The following is a 19,069-nucleotide window of genomic DNA, read 5'->3' as shown; positions in this document are numbered from 1 at the left end:
GATTACGTAAGTAATCCTCCAATCCAGTGGATTGTTTTAGTCGGAGGATAAGAATTGTGCAGCTATTCTCCTTTAGTCTGGTAGACTAGTTTAGGTTGTTGATGGAGATGATAATAGGTTTTCAATACTAGTTGCTAGTATCCTTAACAACTGAAAGAAATATAAATAATGTTTGCTAACTTGCACATATAGAGCTCTAGATTAGAGCTCTTTTTTGTAAAAGACTCAGATTATTCAAAATCTTGAAAAAAGGATGAAAGCGTTTGATAGATTTTCTAAGAAAGTGTATAATAAAAGTAGCAATATAGAAGGAGAAGTCTCATGGCAGTTAAAGATTTCATGACCCGTAAGGTAGTTTATATCAGTCCAGATACGACTGTAGCACACGCAGCAGATTTGATGCGCGAGCAAGGTTTGCACCGTTTACCTGTTATCGAAAACGATCAATTAGTCGGATTGGTAACAGAAGGAACCATTGCGGAAGCCAGCCCATCTAAAGCAACCAGTCTCTCTATCTATGAGATGAATTATCTTCTGAATAAAACCAAAGTAAAAGATGTAATGATTCGAGATGTCGTGACGGTTTCTGGCTATGCTAGTCTAGAAGATGCGACCTACCTGATGCTGAAAAATAAAATTGGGATATTGCCAGTCGTAGACAATCATCAGGTCTACGGCGTCATTACAGACCGCGATGTTTTTCAGGCTTTCTTGGAAATCGCCGGATACGGAGAAGAGGGGATTCGGGTTCGTTTCATTACAGAAAATGAAGTCGGAGTATTGGGGAAAATTGTAGCTTTAATTGTAGAAGAGGATTTAAATATTTCCCATACTGTAAACATTCCACGTAAGGATGGCAAGGTCGTCATCGAAGTTCAAATTGATGGAAAAATCGATTTGACTTCATTAAAAGATAAGTTTGAAAAAGAAGGAATTCAAGTGGAGGAGATTACTCATACCTCTGCCAAAGTCCTTTAAACAAGAGGCTTTAGAGCCTCTTTTCTTCTGCCATCAAAAGCTGTGAAAAGCAAAATATGGAAAGAAATGAGAGATTATGGTATAATAAAACGATATGAAGAGGAGTATCTATGGACATTTCAGAAATTCGTCAAAAAATTGACGCAAATCGTGAAAAATTAGCTTCTTTTAGGGGGTCTCTTTGACCTCGAAGGCTTAGAGGAAGAGATTGCCATCTTGGAAAACAAGATGACAGAACCTGATTTTTGGAACGATAATATCGCGGCCCAAAAAACGTCGCAAGAATTAAATGAATTAAAAAACACCTACAACACCTTCCGTAAAATGGAAGAGTTGCAGGATGAAGTTGAGATTTTATTGGACTTTTTAGCAGAAGACGAGTCAGTCCATGATGAACTGGTCGAACAGTTGACAGAACTGGATAAGATGATGACCAGCTACGAGATGACCCTTCTCTTGTCAGAACCTTATGACCATAATAATGCAATCTTGGAAATCCATCCAGGATCTGGTGGTACTGAGGCACAGGACTGGGGCGATATGTTGCTTCGTATGTATACTCGTTATGGAAATGCCAAAGGCTTTAAAGTAGAAGTCTTGGATTACCAGGCTGGTGATGAAGCAGGTATCAAGTCTGTGACCTTGTCTTTTGAAGGACCCAATGCATACGGCCTACTTAAATCAGAAATGGGTGTTCACCGTTTAGTCCGTATTTCGCCATTTGACTCTGCCAAACGTCGCCATACTTCATTTACATCCGTAGAGGTTATGCCTGAGTTGGATGATACCATCGAAGTGGAGATTCGTGAAGATGATATCAAAATGGATACCTTCCGTTCAGGTGGCGCTGGTGGACAAAACGTCAATAAGGTTTCAACAGGTGTGCGTTTGACACACATTCCTACAGGAACTGTCGTCCAATCAACGGTCGATCGTACCCAGTATGGAAATAGAGATCGTGCCATGAAGATGTTGCAGGCTAAGCTCTATCAGATGGAGCAAGAAAAGAAAGCTGCGGAAGTTGATTCCCTCAAAGGTGAGAAAAAAGAAATTACATGGGGAAGTCAGATTCGTTCTTATGTCTTCACACCTTATACTATGGTAAAAGATCACCGTACAAGCTTTGAAGTTTCCCAAGTAGATAAGGTTATGGATGGAGACCTTGATGGTTTCATCGATGCCTACCTCAAGTGGCGAATTAGCTAAGAAAGAAAGGAACTCATATGTCAATCATTGAAATGAGAGATGTTGTCAAAAAGTATGACAATGGAACGACTGCCCTGCGTGGTGTCTCTGTTACCATTGAACCAGGGGAGTTTGCCTATATCGTAGGACCTTCTGGGGCAGGTAAGTCAACCTTTATTCGAGCTTTATACCGAGAAGTAAAGATCGAAAAAGGAAGCCTATCAGTTGCAGGCTTTAATCTAGTTAAAATCAAGAAGAAAGATATCCCGCTTCTACGTCGTAGTGTCGGGGTTGTCTTTCAAGATTACAAACTCTTGCCTAAGAAAACGGTTTATGAGAATATTGCCTACGCAATGGAAGTTATTGGAGAGAATCGCCGTAACATCAAAAAACGTGTTATGGAAGTATTGGACCTAGTAGGTTTAAAACACAAGGTTCGTTCTTTCCCGAATGAACTCTCAGGTGGAGAACAGCAACGGATTGCGATTGCCCGTGCGATTGTCAACAATCCTAAAGTATTGATTGCTGATGAACCAACAGGAAACTTGGACCCAGATAATTCGTGGGAAATTATGAATCTGTTGGAACGCATCAATCTTCAAGGTACAACTGTTTTGATGGCGACCCACAACAGCCAAATCGTAAATACCTTGCGCCACCGTGTCATTGCCATTGAAAATGGCCGTGTCGTTCGTGACGAAGCTAAAGGAGAATATGGATACGATGATTAGTAGATTTTTTCGCCATTTATTTGAATCATTAAAAAGTTTAAAACGAAATGGCTGGATGACAGTAGCAGCAGTGAGTTCGGTTATGATTACCTTAACACTCGTTGCCCTGTTTGCATCTGTAATTTTTAATACAGCAAAACTGGCTACCGATATTGAAAACAACGTTCGTGTTATGGTCTACATTCGTAAGGATGTAGCAGATAACAGTGAAACGATTGAAAAAGAAGGTCAGACAGTTACCAATAATGACTACCACAAGGTCTATGACGCTTTGAAAGCTATGCCTGCTGTAAAAAGTGTTACCTTCTCAAGTAAAGAAGAACAGTATGAAAAATTAACGGAAACCATGGGTGACGATTGGAAGGTCTTTGAAGGGGATGCAAATCCTCTCTATGATGCCTATATCGTCGATACAAATTCTCCAAGTGATGTTAAAACAGTAGCTGAAGAAGCGAAGAAAATTGAGGGAGTATCAGAAGTTCAAGATGGTGGAGCCAACACTCAACGACTTTTCGAACTGGCTTCCTTTATCCGTGTTTGGGGATTGGTTATTGCAGGACTCTTGATTTTTATCGCAGTCTTCCTCATTTCCAATACCATCCGTATTACCATTATTTCACGTAGTCGTGAGATTCAGATCATGCGTCTTGTTGGAGCGAGAAATGGTTATATCCGTGGCCCATTCTTGCTAGAAGGTGCTTTTATTGGCTTGCTTGGCGCAGCGATTCCCTCAGTTCTTGTATTCTTTGTTTACAATATCGTTTATCAATCGGTTAATAAATCCTTGGTAGGTCAAAACTTATCAATGATTATGCCAGATGTGTTTATCCCTTTGATGACAGTTCTACTATTTGTAATCGGAATTTTCATTGGTTCAATTGGTTCAGGGATTTCCATGCGTCGATTCTTGAAAATCTAATTGGATATAAATGCAAATTGAGATAAAAACAGAAAAACAAAACATCTTTAAAGAGAAGTTTTCGTAAACTTCTCTTTTTCCTTTTAAAAATTAAAAAAAGTAGATAATTATTTTATAAAAGCCTTTACAAAAAAATAAAAGTGGTATAATTAATACATAACCAAATGCAAACGTTTTCGTAAAACGTTTGCCTAAATAAAATAAAGGAGATTTGAATGATGAAAGCTACATTCAAAAATGTCTTGTCTTTCGAATTTTGGCAAAAATTCGGTAAGGCTTTAATGGTGGTTATCGCCGTTATGCCAGCGGCGGGATTGATGATCTCAATCGGTAAATCAATCGTGATGATCGACCCAAACCTTGCTCCTCTAGTGATTACAGGTGGAATCCTTGAGCAAATTGGTTGGGGGGTTATCGGTAACCTTCATATCTTGTTTGCCCTTGCTATTGGGGGAAGCTGGGCAAAAGAACGTGCAGGTGGTGCATTTGCAGCCGGACTTGCCTTTATCTTGATTAACCGTATCACAGGTACTATCTTCGGTGTTACAGGTGATATGTTGAAAAACCCTGAAGCAATGGTTACTACTTTCTTTGGTGGTTCAATCAAGGTTGCTGACTACTTTATCAGCGTTCTTGAGGCACCAGCGCTTAACATGGGGGTTTTCGTAGGGATTATCTCTGGTTTTGTTGGGGCAACAGCTTATAACAAATACTACAACTTCCGTAAACTTCCTGATGCCCTTTCATTCTTCAATGGTAAACGTTTCGTACCATTCGTCGTTATTCTTCGTTCAACTATTGCTGCAATTCTACTTGCTGCCTTTTGGCCAGTAGTTCAAACAGGTATCAACAACTTTGGTATTTGGATTGCCAACTCACAAGAAACTGCTCCAGTCCTTGCACCATTCTTGTATGGTACTTTGGAACGTTTGCTCTTGCCATTTGGTCTTCACCACATGTTGACTATCCCAATGAACTATACAGCTCTTGGTGGAACATACGAAGTGTTAACTGGTGCAGCAAAAGGAACTCAAGTATTTGGTCAAGACCCACTTTGGCTTGCTTGGGTGACAGACCTTGTTAACCTTAAAGGTTCAAATGCTGACCAATACCAACACCTTCTTACAACTATCACTCCAGCTCGTTTCAAAGTTGGTCAAATGATCGGTTCATTCGGTATCTTGATGGGTGTCATCGTTGCTATCTACCGCAATGTTGATGCTGACAAGAAACACCAATACAAGGGTATGATGATTGCGACAGCCCTTGCAACATTCTTGACAGGGGTTACTGAACCTATCGAGTATATGTTTATGTTCATTGCAACACCTCTTTACCTAGTGTATGCTCTTGTTCAAGGTGCTGCCTTTGCTATGGCGGATATTGTTCACCTTCGTATGCACTCATTCGGTTCAATTGAATTCTTGACTCGTACTCCGCTAGCTATCAACGCTGGTCTTGGTATGGATATCATTAACTTTATCTGGGTAACTGTCCTCTTTGCAGTCATCATGTACTTCATTGCCAACTTCATGATTAAGAAATTCAACTATGCAACTCCAGGACGTAACGGAAACTATGAAACTGCTGAAGGAGCATCAGAAGATGTAGCTCCAGGAGAAACAAAAGTTGCAGCAGCTTCTCAAGCTGTAAATATCATTAACCTTCTTGGTGGTCGTGCAAACATCGTAGATGTAGATGCATGTATGACTCGTCTTCGTGTAACTGTTAAGGATGCAGATCGTGTTGGTACTGAGGAACAATGGAAAGCAGAAGGCGCTATGGGGCTTGTCATGAAAGGACAAGGTGTCCAAGCTATCTACGGACCAAAAGCTGACGTATTGAAATCTGATATCCAAGATATCCTTGACTCAGGTGAAGTAATTCCTGAAACTCTTCCAAGCCAAATGACAGAAGCTCAAAAAAATACTGTACATTTTAAAGGTGTAACTGAGGAAGTTTACTCAGTAGCTGACGGTCAAGTTGTTGCTTTGGAACAAGTGGAAGATCCAGTTTTTGCTCAAAAAATGATGGGTGATGGTTTTGCAGTAGAACCAGCAAATGGTAACATTGTATCTCCAGTTACTGGTACTGTATCAAGTATTTTCCCAACAAAACACGCTCTTGGTCTTGTCACTGACTCAGGTCTTGAAGTGCTTGTTCATATTGGTTTGGATACAGTAAGTCTTGAAGGAAAACCATTTACTGTTCACGTTTCTGAAGGACAAAAGGTTGCAGCAGGTGATCTTCTTGTGACAGCTGACTTGGATGCTATCCGTGCAGCAGGTCGTGAAACATCAACAGTGGTTGTCTTTACAAATGGTGATGCTATCAAATCAGTTAAATTAGAACAAACAGGTTCTCTTGCAGCTAAAACAGCAGTTGCTAAAGTAGAATTGTAATATACTCGAGGTTGGAAGCTGTTTTCCAACCTCTTGTTTTAGGAGAAAAGCATGAAATTTTTAACACTCAATACTCATAGTTGGATGGAAAAAGAAGCAGATGAAAAATTCCAGCTCTTGCTCCAAGATATTCTTGACAAAGATTATGATTTGATTTGTTTTCAAGAAATTAATCAAGAAATGACTTCGCCGGAGGTAGAGGTTAACAATCACTATCAAGCTTTACCATCAGCAGAACCTATTCATCAGGACCACTATGTACGACTCCTGGTCGAAAAAATGTCTGAGAAAGGGAAAAACTACTACTGGACTTGGGCTTACAATCATATTGGCTATGACCGCTACCATGAAGGCGTAGCTATCTTATCTAAAACACCTATTAAGGCGCGTGAGATTTTAGTATCAGATGTAGATGATCCAACGGACTACCATACTCGTCGCGTTGCTTTGGCTGAGACAGAGGTTGAAGGCAAGGAACTTGCTCTTGCAAGCGTCCATCTCTCTTGGTGGGATAAAGGTTTCCAAGAAGAATGGGCACGATTTGAGGCTGTACTAAAAGAGTTGAACAAACCTCTGATTTTAGCAGGTGATTTTAATAATCCAGCTGGTCAGGAAGGCTATCAAGCGATTTTAGCTAGCCCACTAGGATTACAAGACGCGTTTGAAGTTGCGAAAGAAAGAAGTGGTAGCTATACCGTTCCACCAGAAATTGATGGCTGGAAAGGCAATACTGAACCACTACGAATTGACTACGTCTTTACGACAAAAGACTTAGAAGTAGAAAGTTTACATGTGGTTTTTGATGGTCAAAATAGTCCACAGGTCAGTGACCACTATGGTTTGAATGCTATTTTAAACTGGAAATAAAAAATGAAAGGAATTGCTTCCTTTCATTTTTTGCTTCTCGAACTGGACTACTGAAAATGTTCAAAATATGGTATAATGGTTAGATGAATAGAATTGAGGATAATATGTCATTTACGAAATTTCAGTTTAAAAACTATATAGAAAAGGCATTGGAGGAGTTGAAGTTTACGACTCCTACCGAAGTTCAGGAAAAGTTGATTCCTATTGTCCTGGCAGGTCGTGACTTGGTGGGCGAGTCGAAAACTGGTTCAGGAAAGACTCATACTTTCTTGTTACCCATTTTCCAGCAATTAGATGAAACTAGCGATAGTGTGCAAGTGGTCATTACTGCACCAAGTCGTGAGTTGGCTACTCAAATTTACCAAGCAGCTCGTCAGATTGCAGCTCACTCAGATGTCGAAGTTCGTGTGGTTAATTATGTGGGTGGTACGGATAAGGCGCGTCAGATTGAAAAACTTGCCAGCAACCAACCACATATCGTTATCGGAACGCCAGGTCGCATCTATGACTTGGTCAAATCTGGTGATTTGGCTATTCACAAGGCCAAGACCTTTGTAGTTGATGAAGCCGATATGACCTTGGATATGGGATTCTTGGAAACCGTTGATAAGATTGCAGGGAGCCTTCCAAAAGACTTGCAATTCATGGTCTTTTCAGCGACGATTCCTCAAAAATTGCAACCATTCTTGAAAAAATATTTGTCAAATCCTGTCATGGAAAAAATCAAGACTAAAACAGTTATCTCAGATACGATCGATAATTGGTTGATTTCGACCAAGGGCCGTGACAAGAACGCTCAAATTTATCAGTTGACTCAGTTGATGCAGCCTTATTTGGCAATGATTTTTGTTAACACAAAAACGCGTGCTGATGAGTTACATGCCTACTTGACTGCTCAAGGATTGAAGGTGGCTAAGATTCATGGAGATATTGCTCCTCGTGAACGCAAGCGGATCATGAATCAGGTGAAGAACCTTGATTTTGAGTACATTGTCGCAACGGATTTGGCAGCGCGTGGAATTGACATTGAAGGTGTCAGCCATGTGATCAATGACGCCATTCCGCAAGATTTGTCCTTCTTTGTGCATCGTGTCGGTCGAACCGGACGAAACGGTCTACCAGGTACAGCTATTACCCTTTACCAGCCAAGCGATGACTCGGATATCCGTGAGTTGGAAAAATTAGGGATCAAGTTTACTCCTAAGATGGTCAAAGACGGAGAGTTTCAAGATACCTATGACCGTGATCGTCGTGCCAATCGTGAAAAGAAGCAGGATAAGCTTGATATCGAAATGATTGGCTTGGTTAAAAAGAAAAAGAAAAAAGTCAAACCAGGCTATAAGAAGAAGATTCAATGGGCAGTGGATGAAAAACGCCGCAAAACCAAGCGTGCTGAAAATCGTGCTCGTGGGCGTGCAGAGCGTAAAGCAAAACGCCAAACATTTTAAAAACTCAGTAGAATCACCTGATTCTACTGAGTTTTTATTTAGAGAAAATACTGCAAAAAAAAGTAAAAAGTGGTATAATAATAAGGTTATATAGTCCCGATAAGATGGTAGAAATTTCTATCAGTACTTTGTAACTCTATAACAATATTTTTTAAGGGGGGACATTTTTATGTCAGAACGTAAATTATTCACGTCTGAATCTGTATCTGAGGGGCATCCGGATAAGATTGCAGACCAAATTTCAGATGCGATTTTGGATGCTATTTTAGCAAAGGATCCAGATGCGCACGTTGCTGCCGAGACAGCTGTATACACAGGTTCGGTCCATATTTTTGGTGAAATTTCTACACATGCTTATGTAGATATTAACCGAGTGGTTCGTGATACCATTGCAGAGATTGGTTATACCAATACAGAGTATGGTTTTTCTGCGGAGACGGTGGGAGTTCATCCGTCACTTGTTGAGCAGTCACCAGATATCGCCCAAGGTGTTAACGAAGCCTTGGAAGTTCGTGGAAATGCAGATCAAGATCCACTGGACTTGATTGGTGCTGGTGACCAAGGTCTTATGTTTGGATTTGCAGTGGATGAAACGGAAGAACTCATGCCATTGCCAATCTCACTCAGTCATAAGTTGGTTCGTCGTTTGGCAGAACTTCGTAAGTCTGGTGAAATCAGCTATCTTCGTCCAGATGCTAAATCACAAGTTACGGTTGAGTATGATGAAAATGATCGTCCGGTACGTGTGGACACAGTCGTTATTTCAACTCAGCACGACCCAGAAGTTAGCAATGAACAAATTCATAATGATGTGATTAGCAAGGTTATCAAGGAAGTTATTCCAGCATCTTACTTGGATGAGCAAACTAAATTCTTCATCAATCCAACTGGTCGCTTTGTAATCGGTGGACCTCAAGGAGACTCAGGTTTGACTGGTCGTAAGATTATCGTGGATACCTATGGTGGCTACTCTCGTCATGGTGGTGGTGCCTTCTCAGGTAAGGATGCGACGAAGGTGGACCGTTCAGCCTCTTATGCAGCTCGCTACATTGCCAAGAACATCGTTGCAGCAGGCCTTGCTAAGAAGGCAGAAGTGCAATTGGCTTATGCTATCGGGGTGGCGCAACCTGTTTCTGTTCGTATCGATACTTTTGGTACTGGAACGGTAGCTGAAAGCAAGCTTGAAAAAGCAGCGCGTCAAATCTTTGACCTTCGCCCTGCAGGAATTATCCAAATGCTGGATCTCAAACGTCCAATTTACCGTCAAACAGCGGCTTATGGACACATGGGACGTACAGATATTGACCTTCCATGGGAACGTTTGGATAAGGTAGATGCATTAAAAGAAGCTGTGAAATAAAACTAAAAGATTGGTAGCTGTGCACTGCCAATCTTTTTTGCAAAAGAAAACCAGCTTTTGGCTGGTCTTCTTATTTTATTGGGATTGAAATCTCAATCAATTTATCTGAATAAAGCGTCTTGATATTGGCTTCATCAATGCTTCCTTTATCGATTTTACGTTTCAAGAAGAAGTCTTGGATGGTTTCGATTTCAGGTTCACGAATAGCTCGGTGTTTGTTGGAAATGAGGATTTCATAGTGAAGCGGAGCTTGTGTGAAAACTACATCTGTGTTTCCAGCAGAATAGACCTCGACAAGAGTTGCGTCTGTGCTTTCTAATTGGCTTTTAACAAGTTGCGAGTGTGAGTTTGTTGTATTGATAAGCTTCATAACAGTTCCTCCGATTTTCTAACTCTATTATAGCACTTTTTGAATAAAATCGTGTATTTTAGCCAATTCCATGCTGGATTTTCCAAGCTTCAATTCCCCATTTATGGCTACCACGTTTGAGTTTTTCAATTGCTTCATCAATAGAAAACCAAGCAATGTGATTAAAATCTTCCAATGGTTTTTGTACTTCTTGGAAAGAAATAGCTTCATAGAGATAAGCTGGATTGTAGTAGTAGGTATCACGGTGGCGAGAGTAGAAATACTCATCAGCTTGTCCATAATAGGTTCCAATCTCAGCTGTAAAGCCAAGTTCTTCGATTAGTTCTCTCTTTAGTGCTTCTTGATGATCTTCGCCTGCTTCAATCTCTCCACCTGGCAAGAACCAAGCACCATTGGGAGCTTGAACTAAGACAATTTGTTTTTTCTCCGCATCCGGAATAACTGCGTACACACCATAGCGGGGCTGGTAGGCTACATTCTCTTTTTTTTCACCAAAAGTTGGGTTTGGCATTGCTTTTTCCTCATTCTCTAGTGTCTTTATTATTATCATAATGGACGAGGGGCTAGCTGTCAAGAATAAACCAACGAACTGGTGCAGAAAAAGCTACTTTGTCTTGGTCAATCCTTGTCTAGTTAAACTTTCCAGACCTAGCACTATAACTGGTATAATAAAAGAGAGGTGATTTTATGGCAGAATCAAGACTATTTCGTATCCTATATCTACTTTTAGAAAAAGGTAGTACAACGGCTCCTGAATTAGCCCGATTATTTGAAGTATCTGTACGAACGATTTATCGTGATATTGAGCGGTTGAGTATGGCGGGGATTCCCATTTATTCGATACCTGGGAAGGCGGGCGGAATCTTTTTAATGAAGAACTTTGTTCTGGATCGTGCTCTCGTATCGGAGGATGAAAAAATAGAACTTCTGTCAGCTTTGCAAGGGATTCAAGCCCTGACTGATGATAGGCAAGACCTGTTACTTGAAAAATTGGAATCTATTTTTCAAGTTTCTACCAGCCCTTGGATAGAAGTAGACTTGACTGACTGGAGGAAGCGAGAAGGTCAAAAAGAATTATTTGATAACATCAAATATGCTATTCTAGAGAAAAGGCAACTGGTGATTACTTATCTAGGTGGGTGTGGTCAGAAAACGATTCGTACAGTCGAGCCCTTTAGACTAGTATTTAAAAAGAGAGATTGGTACCTTCATGCCTACTGTTGTTTGAAGGAAGAGTGGCGTTTTTTCAAATTGTCTAGAATTAGGAATTATCACCTAACAACTGAAACTGTGAAGCAGAAAAATGTGGAGGATTGGGTTGATAGTTCAGATCAAGTGGCACATCAAATCGAAGTTTCCTTGAAGTTTAGTCCCAAGCTTGCTTTCCGGGTTTATGAAGATTTTTCAGAAGATGAGATTAGCTTGGGGAAAGATGGGTGTTATTATGTCAAGACAGTCCTACCAGAGCATGAAAGTCTGTATACTTACCTCCTGTCTTATCTAGATGGAGTGGAAATACTCGCCCCCAATCATCTGAAGAAGGAATTGCTTTCTAGATTAGAAAAAATCCAAAAACTTTACAAACCTTGACAAAAGATGTCAGGGTTTTGGTGCTATACTAGAGATAGAAAGGAGAAGAACCAAATGAAATACGAATGGAGAAAAGAAGCAAAAGATCTTTATCAAGTGAAAGCTAGGCCCAGCATCCTGCGGGTATCAGGTCAATCCTATATCGTGATTGATGGTAAAGGTGATCCAAATCAAGAAGATTTTTCAGAACGCGTAGGGGCCTTATATGCCTTAGCCTATGCGATAAAGATGAAGTATAAAAAAGCTCCTCTGGATGATGTTTACACTGATTTTACTGTCTTTCCTTTAGAAGGTGTATGGAAAAAGGAGAAGGAGGGAGAACTGGTAAAAAGTGAGCTTTCTTATAGCATTATGATTGGGCAACCCGATTTTATTACGAGAGAACTATTTGAAAAAGCTTTGGAAGAGGTCATAATCAAGAAGCCAAATATTCTCTATGAGGCTATTCGTTTTGAAATGATAGAAGAGGGCCAAAGTCTTGCTATGCTTCATGTAGGACCTTTTGATACTGAAAATGAGACTTTTGCAGAGATGGAGCATTTTTGTCAACTTCATAAACTCAAAAGAACTTCGGAAGTCCACCGAGAAATTTATCTCAATAACCTTCATCGAACGGAGCCAAGCAAATTAAAAACAATTCTTCGCTATCAAGTTCAAGAAGAGAATTAAAAAAAGAACAGGAAATCTTGTTTCCTGTTCTTTTTATGAGATTTATTCTTCTATTTCAGAAGCAATCTCTTCTGTTTTCTCACTTTTCTTTGCAGATTTGATTTGAATATTGCCATTGCTTGTCATGACTGCCTTGAGGGCTTTCTCGCTTGGATTTTCAAGGTAGAAATCAGTGATGGCATCCTCGATATGGTCTTGAATGGTACGGCGGAGTGGGCGTGCCCCCATTTTTGGATCATAACCTAAGTCAACCAACTTTTCCTTGACCTTGTCTGTCACATCGAGGTGGATATTGTTGCTAGAGAGGCGTTTGTTGACATCCGCTAGCATGAGTTCGACGATTTGGAGAAGATTGTCCTTGCTGAGAGGTTTAAATTCGATGATGCCATCAAAACGGTTCATAAATTCAGGGCTAAAGAAGTTGCCGAGTTCACCGAGAACAGAGTTGGTTCGACCTTCACGAGCTGCCCCAAAACCAACGCTGGCTTCGGCCTTACCAGTACCCGCATTTGAGGTCATGATAATGATAGCATCCTTAAAGCTAACTGTTCGTCCTTGCCCATCTGTCAAACGACCATCGTCCAATACTTGAAGGAACATGTGCATAACATCTGGGTGAGCTTTTTCCACTTCATCGAGAAGGATGAGAGAGTAGGGATTGCGACGAACCTTTTCAGTTAGCTGCCCAGCTTCATCATAACCAACATAACCTGGAGGGGCTCCGACCAATTTAGCTACACTGTGTTTTTCCATGTATTCACTCATATCAAAGCGAATCATGCTGTCAGCAGAACCAAAGAGCTCAATGGCTAGTTGTTTGGAAAGTTCTGTTTTACCGACACCAGTTGGTCCGACAAAGAGGAAGCTTCCGATTGGCCGGTTAGGAGTTCCAAGTCCAACACGATTACGACGGATGGCCTTGGCAATCTTATCGACAGCTTCATCTTGACCAATGACATGAGTTTTGAGGTCGTCTGCTAGATGGATAAGCTGAGATTGTTCTTTTTCTTTGAGTTCTCCAACAGGGATATTGGTTTTTTGCTCAATGATATGTTCGATGGTTTTCTCGCTGATGATTGGAGTATCCTGATCGGTCACCTTGTTTTTCTGCATTTCCTTATACTTGGCAATCTGATCACGGAAATAAGCAGCCTTTTCAAAGTCTTCCTCTCGAGTAGCTTGAGCCTTGAGATTTTCAGCTTCAATTAAACGCTGATCAATCACTTTAGGATCAACAAAGTTCAGTGTCAGATTCATCTTTGAACCAGCTTCGTCCAACAGGTCAATAGCCTTGTCTGGCAGGAAGCGGTCTTGGATATAGCGGTTGGAAAGATTTGCAGCAGCTTCGATAGCAGCATCAGTATACTTGACGTGATGGTAGTCTTCGTATTTCTTTTGAACCCCTTTAAGGATGGTAATGGTTTCTTCGACAGTTGGTTCATCTACCTTGACAGGTTGCATACGGCGCTCTAGGGCAGCATCTTTTTCAATGATACGGTATTCATTGAGAGTAGTGGCACCGACCATTTGTAATTCACCACGGGCAAGGGCTGGTTTGAGGATATTTCCTGCATCCATATTGCCATCGCCAGCAGATCCTGCACCAACAATTTCATGGATTTCGTCGATAAAGAGGATGATGTCCTCGCGTTTGCGAATTTCTTCCATGAGCTTTTGCATTCGTTCTTCAAATTGGCCTCGAATCCCTGTTCCTTGGACTAGACTGACCACGTCCAGACGGATGACCTGCTTGCCTTGGAGTTTATGGGGAACATCACCATCAACGATTTTTTGAGCCAGACCTTCAACAACGGCTGTTTTACCAACACCTGGTTCACCGATAAGGACAGGATTGTTTTTGGTTCGACGGTTGAGGATTTCGATAACACGGATAATCTCCTCATCTCGACCGATAACAGGGTCAATATCTCCCCGACGAGCAATCTCAGTAATATTGATACCATATTCCTCTAGGAGTCCTTTTTCTTGGCTAGGAGGTGTTTGAAGTGGGCCGCGGTTTTGAGGACCATAACCACCGTTTCCTCCATATCCCCCACCAGATTGAGTTGGAGGGACGTTATTAGAAGAAGGTTTGAAATTGTTCAAATCATTGAAAAAGTCGCCGAATGGGTCAAAGTCATGATTGTTTAAGTCAGTCATTCCTTTAAAGAGGGTATTATTTGGATCTGTTTTGATAATTTTATAGCAATTTTGACAGAGATCAATTTGCTTTTGCTGTCCATTGATATTGGTATACAGATGAATTGTTGAGTCGTTTATTTTACAGTTTTGACAGAGCATACATCTACCTCATTTCATTCTTATTCTTGGTCTAAGAAAAAGGTCAAGAATAGTCAAAGTTTTATACTCTCATTATAGCATGATTAAGGTGTAAAGCAAGTAAAAAGATTGGGAAGTGGTCGTTTTTAAAAGAAGGATTTATGGAGAATCAAGCGACATTGAAGGTAAGAAAAAATCCCATTTGCGGTGACAAAAAGGATTCTCATTTATCGGGCCTTACTGCCCGTTGTTTTTATATTAGTAAAGGAGTTCGTAGATCTCCATTGCAATTAAATCAATGCTATCAAAGGTATAAGTTTCACGAGCTTCTACATCGCGAAGGGTGAAGAGTGATCCGTTTTCTTCGTCGTGGCTGTATGCAACTTCTGCGACAACAACACCTTCACGTTCAAAATTACGTTTTAGATTTCCACCATCTTTTGTCATTGCTTCTAGGCGGTTAATGATTCTAACCAAATGTGATTCCATTTTGATTCTCCTCCATTTCTTATCGTTTCTATTTTACCATAAACAAGAGGTAGTTGACTAGAAAAAAACTGTGATTTCTCTCTATTTCTCTATTCTATCAAGTTAATTGTTAAAATTAGAGAAAAAAGATTGCATTTTAATTCAATTCATGTTATAATCATACAATCTAATACATAGAAAGTTGATTGAATATGAATTTTTCTTTTTTACCAAAGTATTTACCATATTTTAACTATGGTGCTCTGATTACCGTGTTAATTTCCATCCTTGTCGTCTGCTTAGGAACCATTATAGGCGTGTTACTGGCCTTTGTTCAGCGATCACGCTTTAAACCGCTCGTTTGGTTTGCAAATGTGTATGTTTGGATCTTCCGTGGTACTCCGATGATGGTTCAGATTATGATTGCCTTTGCTCTTATGCATATCAATGCTCCGACTATTCAAGTGGGAATTTTAGGAGTTGATCTTTCTCGTTTGATTCCTGGTATTCTGATTATTTCTATGAATAGTGGTGCTTACGTTTCAGAAACTGTTCGTGCGGGGATCAATGCGGTTCCTAAAGGACAGTTAGAGGCCGCATATTCTCTAGGTATTCGTCCGAAAAATGCCATGCGTTATGTCATTTTGCCACAAGCTATCAAAAATATTCTTCCAGCGCTGGGAAATGAATTTATCACCATTATCAAGGATAGTTCCCTCTTGTCGGCAATTGGGGTGATGGAGTTGTGGAATGGTGCAACGACTGTAGCAACAACAACTTATTTACCGTTGACTCCCCTTTTATTTGCAGCCTTTTACTATTTGATTATGACCTCTGTTTTGACAGTGGCGTTGAAAGCATTTGAAAAACATATTGGACAAGGAGACAAGAAATAATGACAGAAACCTTGATTAAAATTGAAGAACTACATAAGTCTTTTGGGAAAAATGAAGTTTTAAAAGGCATCAATCTTGAGATTAAACGTGGAGAAGTTGTGGTCATTATCGGTCCGTCAGGTAGCGGGAAGTCAACTCTTCTTCGTTCGATGAATCTCCTTGAAGAAGCAAGTAAAGGCAAGGTTATCTTTGAAGGAGTTGATATCACTGATAAGAAAAATGACCTTTTTGCTATGCGTGAAAAGATGGGTATGGTATTCCAACAATTCAACCTCTTTCCCAATATGACAGTGATGGAAAATATCACTTTGTCACCAATTAAAACCAAAGGTGAAAGCAAGGAAGTTGCGGAGAAAAGAGCACAGGAACTGTTAGAAAAAGTTGGCTTGCCAGACAAGGCGACGGCTTATCCACAGAGTTTGTCAGGTGGTCAGCAACAACGGATTGCTATTGCACGTGGACTGGCTATGGAACCAGATGTTTTGCTCTTTGATGAGCCGACTTCAGCCCTAGACCCTGAGATGGTTGGAGAAGTCCTAGCTGTTATGCAAAACCTCGCTAAGTCAGGGATGACCATGGTGATTGTGACGCATGAAATGGGCTTTGCGCGTGAGGTAGCAGACCGTGTTATCTTTATGGCGGATGGGGTTGTTGTCGAAGATGGAACACCAGAGGAGATTTTCGATCAAACAAAAGAAAAACGGACCAAGGAATTTTTGAGTAAGGTTTTGTAAGACCTCATTTTTAGAAGAAATGGAGTAGGCATCATGGCATCCAGTAAAGAGTATTTAGATTTTATTCTCGAACAGCTATCAGAGTTAGAGGAGATGAGTTATCGTCCAATGATGGGAGAGTATATTCTTTATTATCGTGGAAAGATTATTGGAGGAATCTACGATAATCGTCTGTTACTGAAGCCTGTGAAGGTGCTCATGGATCAACTGGGACAGACTAGGCTTGAACGTCCTTATGAAGGAGCTAAGGAGATGATTTTGATAGAAGACATTGAAGATAAATCATTTCTAATGAGATTAATCAAGGAGATGTATGAAGTCTTACCAGCTCCAAAAGTCAAAAAGAAAGCATGACAGATTTACCTAATATCAATAGGCACTAAAAGCTCGACAAGAGCTTTTTCTTATAGTTTCAAACTATAAGGTCTATTAGTCAAGAAGTGTTAGAATGGCAAGGTGTTTTTTGATATAATTATAATAGAGGATATTTGACAGAAAAGAGAAGTGATATGACACAGATTATTGATGGGAAGGCTCTTGCAGCTAAGTTACAAGGACAGTTGGCTGAAAAGACTGCCAAACTAAAGGAAGAAACAGGTTTAGTTCCAGGCTTGGTGGTGATTTTGGTTGGGGACAATCCAGCCAGCCAAGTCTACGTTCGCAACAAGGAACGGTCAGCTCTTGCTGCAGGATTCCATAGTGAAGTAGTGCGAGTTCCTGAAACCATTACACAAGCGGAATTGTTAGACTTGATTGCCAAATACAATCAAGATCCAGCTTGGCATGGGATTTTGGTCCAGTTGCCTTTACCTAAACATATTGACGAAGAGGCTGTTTTGTTTGCCATTGAGCCAGAAAAGGATGTGGATGGTTTTCATCCGCTAAACATGGGGCGTCTTTGGTCAGGGCATCCAGTTATGATTCCTTCAACTCCTGCTGGGATTATGGAGATGTTTCATGAGTATGGGATTGAGCTGGAAGGAAAAAATGCGGTCGTTATTGGTCGTTCGAATATCGTTGGGAAGCCGATGGCCCAGCTTCTTTTAGACAAGAATGCTACTGTTACTCTAACTCATTCCCGTACAAAAGATCTAGCTCAAGTAGCATCGCAAGCGGATATTCTTGTCGTAGCTATCGGTCGCGCCAAGTTTGTGACTTCTGACTTTGTCAAACCAGGAGCGGTTGTCATTGACGTTGGGATGAACCGAGATGAAAATGGCAAGCTTTGTGGAGATGTTGATTATGATGCGGTTGCACCACTTGCTAGCCACATCACACCTGTACCGGGTGGAGTTGGTCCTATGACGATTACCATGCTAATGGAGCAAACCTATCAGGCAGCGCTTCGAACACTAAACAAGGACTGGGAAAATGAAATTCGTATTTGACCTGGATGGAACGCTATCTTTTGACTACATGACCATAGACGAGGAGATTCAGCAGGTTCTTTTAAAGGCTGAAGATTATGGGCATGAGCTTGTGTTTGCCTCAGCTCGCTCTTATCGGGATTGTTTGGGTTTATTAGGCCCTGAACTCAGTCAGCGCTTGGTCATAGGGTTGAATGGAGGCGTAGCCTATCATTTGGGGCAGGCTATCTTCGAAAGGAATCTCGATGCTAAAGTTTATCAGGCGCTAGTGGATTATTGCCAGACTTATAATCTCCCTTTCTTTGTAGATGATTGCTTTGACTATAGTGGTCAGATTGTAGAGAAGATTCCATTTATTTCCAGTGTAGATCCCCTAAAGGTGGCTCGTCATCAGAAACTTGAGGATTTAGGGACTCCGATTAAGGTAGTCGTTTATATGGGCGACCATGAGGATTTGCTTGATGATCTGCTTGGTCAGCTAGAAAGACTAGGACAGGCTCATCTCTCCTATCATGCGCATGAAAAGTGCCTTTATGTTAATCCCTTGGATACTCATAAGGCGACAACTGTTGAAAAGTTATGCGGGGAGAACTTCATCGCTTTTGGAAATGACCAAAACGATATTGAACTGTTTAAAACGTCGCTCTATTCAGTCCAGATAGGAGATTTTGCTGGCCTTACTCCATATGCAGATGACACGTTAGATCTAAAAGGAGCTCCTTCTCCAGCAGTGGCAGCTAAAATCTTACAGACCTTTGCGGAATTTAAGGGAAAATAGATAGAAGGAGGTTTGCCCCTCCTTTTG

General features: G+C 40.8%; 19 protein-coding genes. 15 read left to right on the top strand and 4 right to left on the bottom strand.

From position 1 onward, the window contains the following. Positions 1-321 precede the first annotated feature (321 nt). The 8 genes from SORDD25_RS04165 to metK all read left to right on the top strand — a co-directional run bounded on the left by SORDD25_RS04165 (position 322) and on the right by metK (position 9,890). Complete coding sequence (locus tag SORDD25_RS04165; RefSeq protein ID WP_000268645.1) at positions 322-978, top strand: CBS domain-containing protein; 657 nt, start codon at positions 322-324, stop codon at positions 976-978. 110 nt (positions 979-1,088) lie between these two features. Beyond that, positions 1,089-2,184 (top strand): peptide chain release factor 2 gene (gene prfB / locus SORDD25_RS04160; RefSeq protein ID WP_142357240.1). Its coding sequence is split into 2 segments (ribosomal slippage): positions 1,089-1,160 and positions 1,162-2,184, totalling 1,095 coding nucleotides; the frame shifts between segments, so codons are not numbered across the junction. A gap of 17 nt (positions 2,185-2,201) precedes the next feature. After that, entirely contained in the window at positions 2,202-2,894 is a 693-nt protein-coding gene (gene ftsE, locus SORDD25_RS04155; protein ID WP_000022271.1) for a cell division ATP-binding protein FtsE, read from the top strand. After that, positions 2,887-3,813, top strand: coding sequence for a permease-like cell division protein FtsX (gene ftsX / locus SORDD25_RS04150; RefSeq protein ID WP_061852737.1), 927 nt, complete (start codon positions 2,887-2,889; stop codon positions 3,811-3,813). Before ftsE ends, ftsX begins: the two co-directional genes overlap by 8 nt. A gap of 215 nt (positions 3,814-4,028) precedes the next feature. Further along, on the top strand, positions 4,029-6,215 hold the full coding sequence (locus tag SORDD25_RS04145; protein WP_081103649.1) for a PTS transporter subunit IIBC: 2,187 nt from the start codon (positions 4,029-4,031) through the stop codon (positions 6,213-6,215). Positions 6,216-6,266: 51 nt separating this feature from the next. Then, the gene (locus SORDD25_RS04140; RefSeq protein WP_061852736.1) at positions 6,267-7,082 is read left to right on the top strand and encodes an endonuclease/exonuclease/phosphatase family protein; all 816 of its coding nucleotides are present in this window, start codon (positions 6,267-6,269) and stop codon (positions 7,080-7,082) included. Positions 7,083-7,186: 104 nt separating this feature from the next. Beyond that, positions 7,187-8,530: a DEAD/DEAH box helicase gene (locus SORDD25_RS04135; protein ID WP_061852735.1), complete on the top strand. Its 1,344-nt coding sequence runs from the start codon at positions 7,187-7,189 to the stop codon at positions 8,528-8,530. Positions 8,531-8,699: 169 nt separating this feature from the next. Then, positions 8,700-9,890, top strand: a complete 1,191-nt coding sequence (metK, locus tag SORDD25_RS04130) for a methionine adenosyltransferase (RefSeq protein WP_061852734.1) — start codon at positions 8,700-8,702, stop codon at positions 9,888-9,890. Between the two features lie 70 nt (positions 9,891-9,960). Here metK and SORDD25_RS04125 read toward each other — a convergent pair whose 3' ends face one another. Together SORDD25_RS04125 and SORDD25_RS04120 are read right to left on the bottom strand one after the other, a co-directional pair. Next, positions 9,961-10,260: a DUF1827 family protein gene (locus tag SORDD25_RS04125; protein WP_000767205.1), complete on the bottom strand. Its 300-nt coding sequence runs from the start codon at positions 10,258-10,260 to the stop codon at positions 9,961-9,963. A 58-nt stretch (positions 10,261-10,318) separates the two neighbouring features. Continuing rightward, the gene (locus SORDD25_RS04120) at positions 10,319-10,771 is read right to left on the bottom strand and encodes an NUDIX hydrolase (RefSeq protein ID WP_061852733.1); all 453 of its coding nucleotides are present in this window, start codon (positions 10,769-10,771) and stop codon (positions 10,319-10,321) included. 176 nt (positions 10,772-10,947) lie between these two features. On the opposite strand from SORDD25_RS04120, the gene SORDD25_RS04115 reads away from it, so the two are divergent. Beyond that, positions 10,948-11,850, top strand: a complete 903-nt coding sequence (locus SORDD25_RS04115; RefSeq protein WP_061852732.1) for a helix-turn-helix transcriptional regulator — start codon at positions 10,948-10,950, stop codon at positions 11,848-11,850. Positions 11,851-11,904: 54 nt separating this feature from the next. Next, positions 11,905-12,519, top strand: coding sequence for a GyrI-like domain-containing protein (locus SORDD25_RS04110; protein WP_061852731.1), 615 nt, complete (start codon positions 11,905-11,907; stop codon positions 12,517-12,519). A gap of 42 nt (positions 12,520-12,561) precedes the next feature. On the opposite strand, the gene SORDD25_RS04105 is transcribed toward SORDD25_RS04110, so the two are convergent. Both SORDD25_RS04105 and SORDD25_RS04100 read right to left on the bottom strand, forming a co-directional pair. Further along, complete coding sequence (locus SORDD25_RS04105; protein ID WP_061852730.1) at positions 12,562-14,820, bottom strand: ATP-dependent Clp protease ATP-binding subunit; 2,259 nt, start codon at positions 14,818-14,820, stop codon at positions 12,562-12,564. A gap of 237 nt (positions 14,821-15,057) precedes the next feature. Beyond that, entirely contained in the window at positions 15,058-15,288 is a 231-nt protein-coding gene (locus SORDD25_RS04100) for a DUF1797 family protein (RefSeq protein WP_000443577.1), read from the bottom strand. 191 nt (positions 15,289-15,479) lie between these two features. Between SORDD25_RS04100 and SORDD25_RS04095 the strand changes: the two genes are divergently transcribed. The 5 genes from SORDD25_RS04095 to SORDD25_RS04075 all read left to right on the top strand — a co-directional run bounded on the left by SORDD25_RS04095 (position 15,480) and on the right by SORDD25_RS04075 (position 19,042). Beyond that, positions 15,480-16,163: an amino acid ABC transporter permease gene (locus SORDD25_RS04095; protein ID WP_061852729.1), complete on the top strand. Its 684-nt coding sequence runs from the start codon at positions 15,480-15,482 to the stop codon at positions 16,161-16,163. Then, entirely contained in the window at positions 16,163-16,897 is a 735-nt protein-coding gene (locus tag SORDD25_RS04090; protein ID WP_061852728.1) for an amino acid ABC transporter ATP-binding protein, read from the top strand. Before SORDD25_RS04095 ends, SORDD25_RS04090 begins: the two co-directional genes overlap by 1 nt. Before the next feature lie 33 nt (positions 16,898-16,930). Then, on the top strand, positions 16,931-17,251 hold the full coding sequence (locus SORDD25_RS04085) for a TfoX/Sxy family protein (protein WP_061852727.1): 321 nt from the start codon (positions 16,931-16,933) through the stop codon (positions 17,249-17,251). Between the two features lie 155 nt (positions 17,252-17,406). After that, on the top strand, positions 17,407-18,285 hold the full coding sequence (locus tag SORDD25_RS04080) for a bifunctional methylenetetrahydrofolate dehydrogenase/methenyltetrahydrofolate cyclohydrolase (protein WP_061852726.1): 879 nt from the start codon (positions 17,407-17,409) through the stop codon (positions 18,283-18,285). Next, a complete protein-coding gene (locus SORDD25_RS04075) occupies positions 18,269-19,042 on the top strand; it encodes an HAD hydrolase family protein (RefSeq protein ID WP_061852725.1) in 774 nt (257 codons plus the stop codon). Before SORDD25_RS04080 ends, SORDD25_RS04075 begins: the two co-directional genes overlap by 17 nt. Positions 19,043-19,069: the final 27 nt, after the last annotated feature.

It is taken from the genome of Streptococcus oralis (genome assembly GCF_001579525.1).
Lineage (GTDB): Bacteria > Bacillota > Bacilli > Lactobacillales > Streptococcaceae > Streptococcus > Streptococcus oralis_M.
Note: the sequence above shows the minus strand (reverse complement) of the source record. Positions and strands in the feature narration are given on the sequence as shown.

Coding starts and splice junctions, on each gene's coding strand:
- SORDD25_RS04165 (WP_000268645.1), top strand. CDS start 322: ATGGCAGTTAAAGATTTCATGACCCGTAAGGTAGTTTATATCAGTCCA.
- ftsE (WP_000022271.1), top strand. CDS start 2,202: ATGTCAATCATTGAAATGAGAGATGTTGTCAAAAAGTATGACAATGGA.
- ftsX (WP_061852737.1), top strand. CDS start 2,887: ATGATTAGTAGATTTTTTCGCCATTTATTTGAATCATTAAAAAGTTTA.
- SORDD25_RS04145 (WP_081103649.1), top strand. CDS start 4,029: ATGATGAAAGCTACATTCAAAAATGTCTTGTCTTTCGAATTTTGGCAA.
- SORDD25_RS04140 (WP_061852736.1), top strand. CDS start 6,267: ATGAAATTTTTAACACTCAATACTCATAGTTGGATGGAAAAAGAAGCA.
- SORDD25_RS04135 (WP_061852735.1), top strand. CDS start 7,187: ATGTCATTTACGAAATTTCAGTTTAAAAACTATATAGAAAAGGCATTG.
- metK (WP_061852734.1), top strand. CDS start 8,700: ATGTCAGAACGTAAATTATTCACGTCTGAATCTGTATCTGAGGGGCAT.
- SORDD25_RS04125 (WP_000767205.1), bottom strand. CDS start 10,260: ATGAAGCTTATCAATACAACAAACTCACACTCGCAACTTGTTAAAAGC.
- SORDD25_RS04120 (WP_061852733.1), bottom strand. CDS start 10,771: ATGCCAAACCCAACTTTTGGTGAAAAAAAAGAGAATGTAGCCTACCAG.
- SORDD25_RS04115 (WP_061852732.1), top strand. CDS start 10,948: ATGGCAGAATCAAGACTATTTCGTATCCTATATCTACTTTTAGAAAAA.
- SORDD25_RS04110 (WP_061852731.1), top strand. CDS start 11,905: ATGAAATACGAATGGAGAAAAGAAGCAAAAGATCTTTATCAAGTGAAA.
- SORDD25_RS04105 (WP_061852730.1), bottom strand. CDS start 14,820: ATGCTCTGTCAAAACTGTAAAATAAACGACTCAACAATTCATCTGTAT.
- SORDD25_RS04100 (WP_000443577.1), bottom strand. CDS start 15,288: ATGGAATCACATTTGGTTAGAATCATTAACCGCCTAGAAGCAATGACA.
- SORDD25_RS04095 (WP_061852729.1), top strand. CDS start 15,480: ATGAATTTTTCTTTTTTACCAAAGTATTTACCATATTTTAACTATGGT.
- SORDD25_RS04090 (WP_061852728.1), top strand. CDS start 16,163: ATGACAGAAACCTTGATTAAAATTGAAGAACTACATAAGTCTTTTGGG.
- SORDD25_RS04085 (WP_061852727.1), top strand. CDS start 16,931: ATGGCATCCAGTAAAGAGTATTTAGATTTTATTCTCGAACAGCTATCA.
- SORDD25_RS04080 (WP_061852726.1), top strand. CDS start 17,407: ATGACACAGATTATTGATGGGAAGGCTCTTGCAGCTAAGTTACAAGGA.
- SORDD25_RS04075 (WP_061852725.1), top strand. CDS start 18,269: ATGAAATTCGTATTTGACCTGGATGGAACGCTATCTTTTGACTACATG.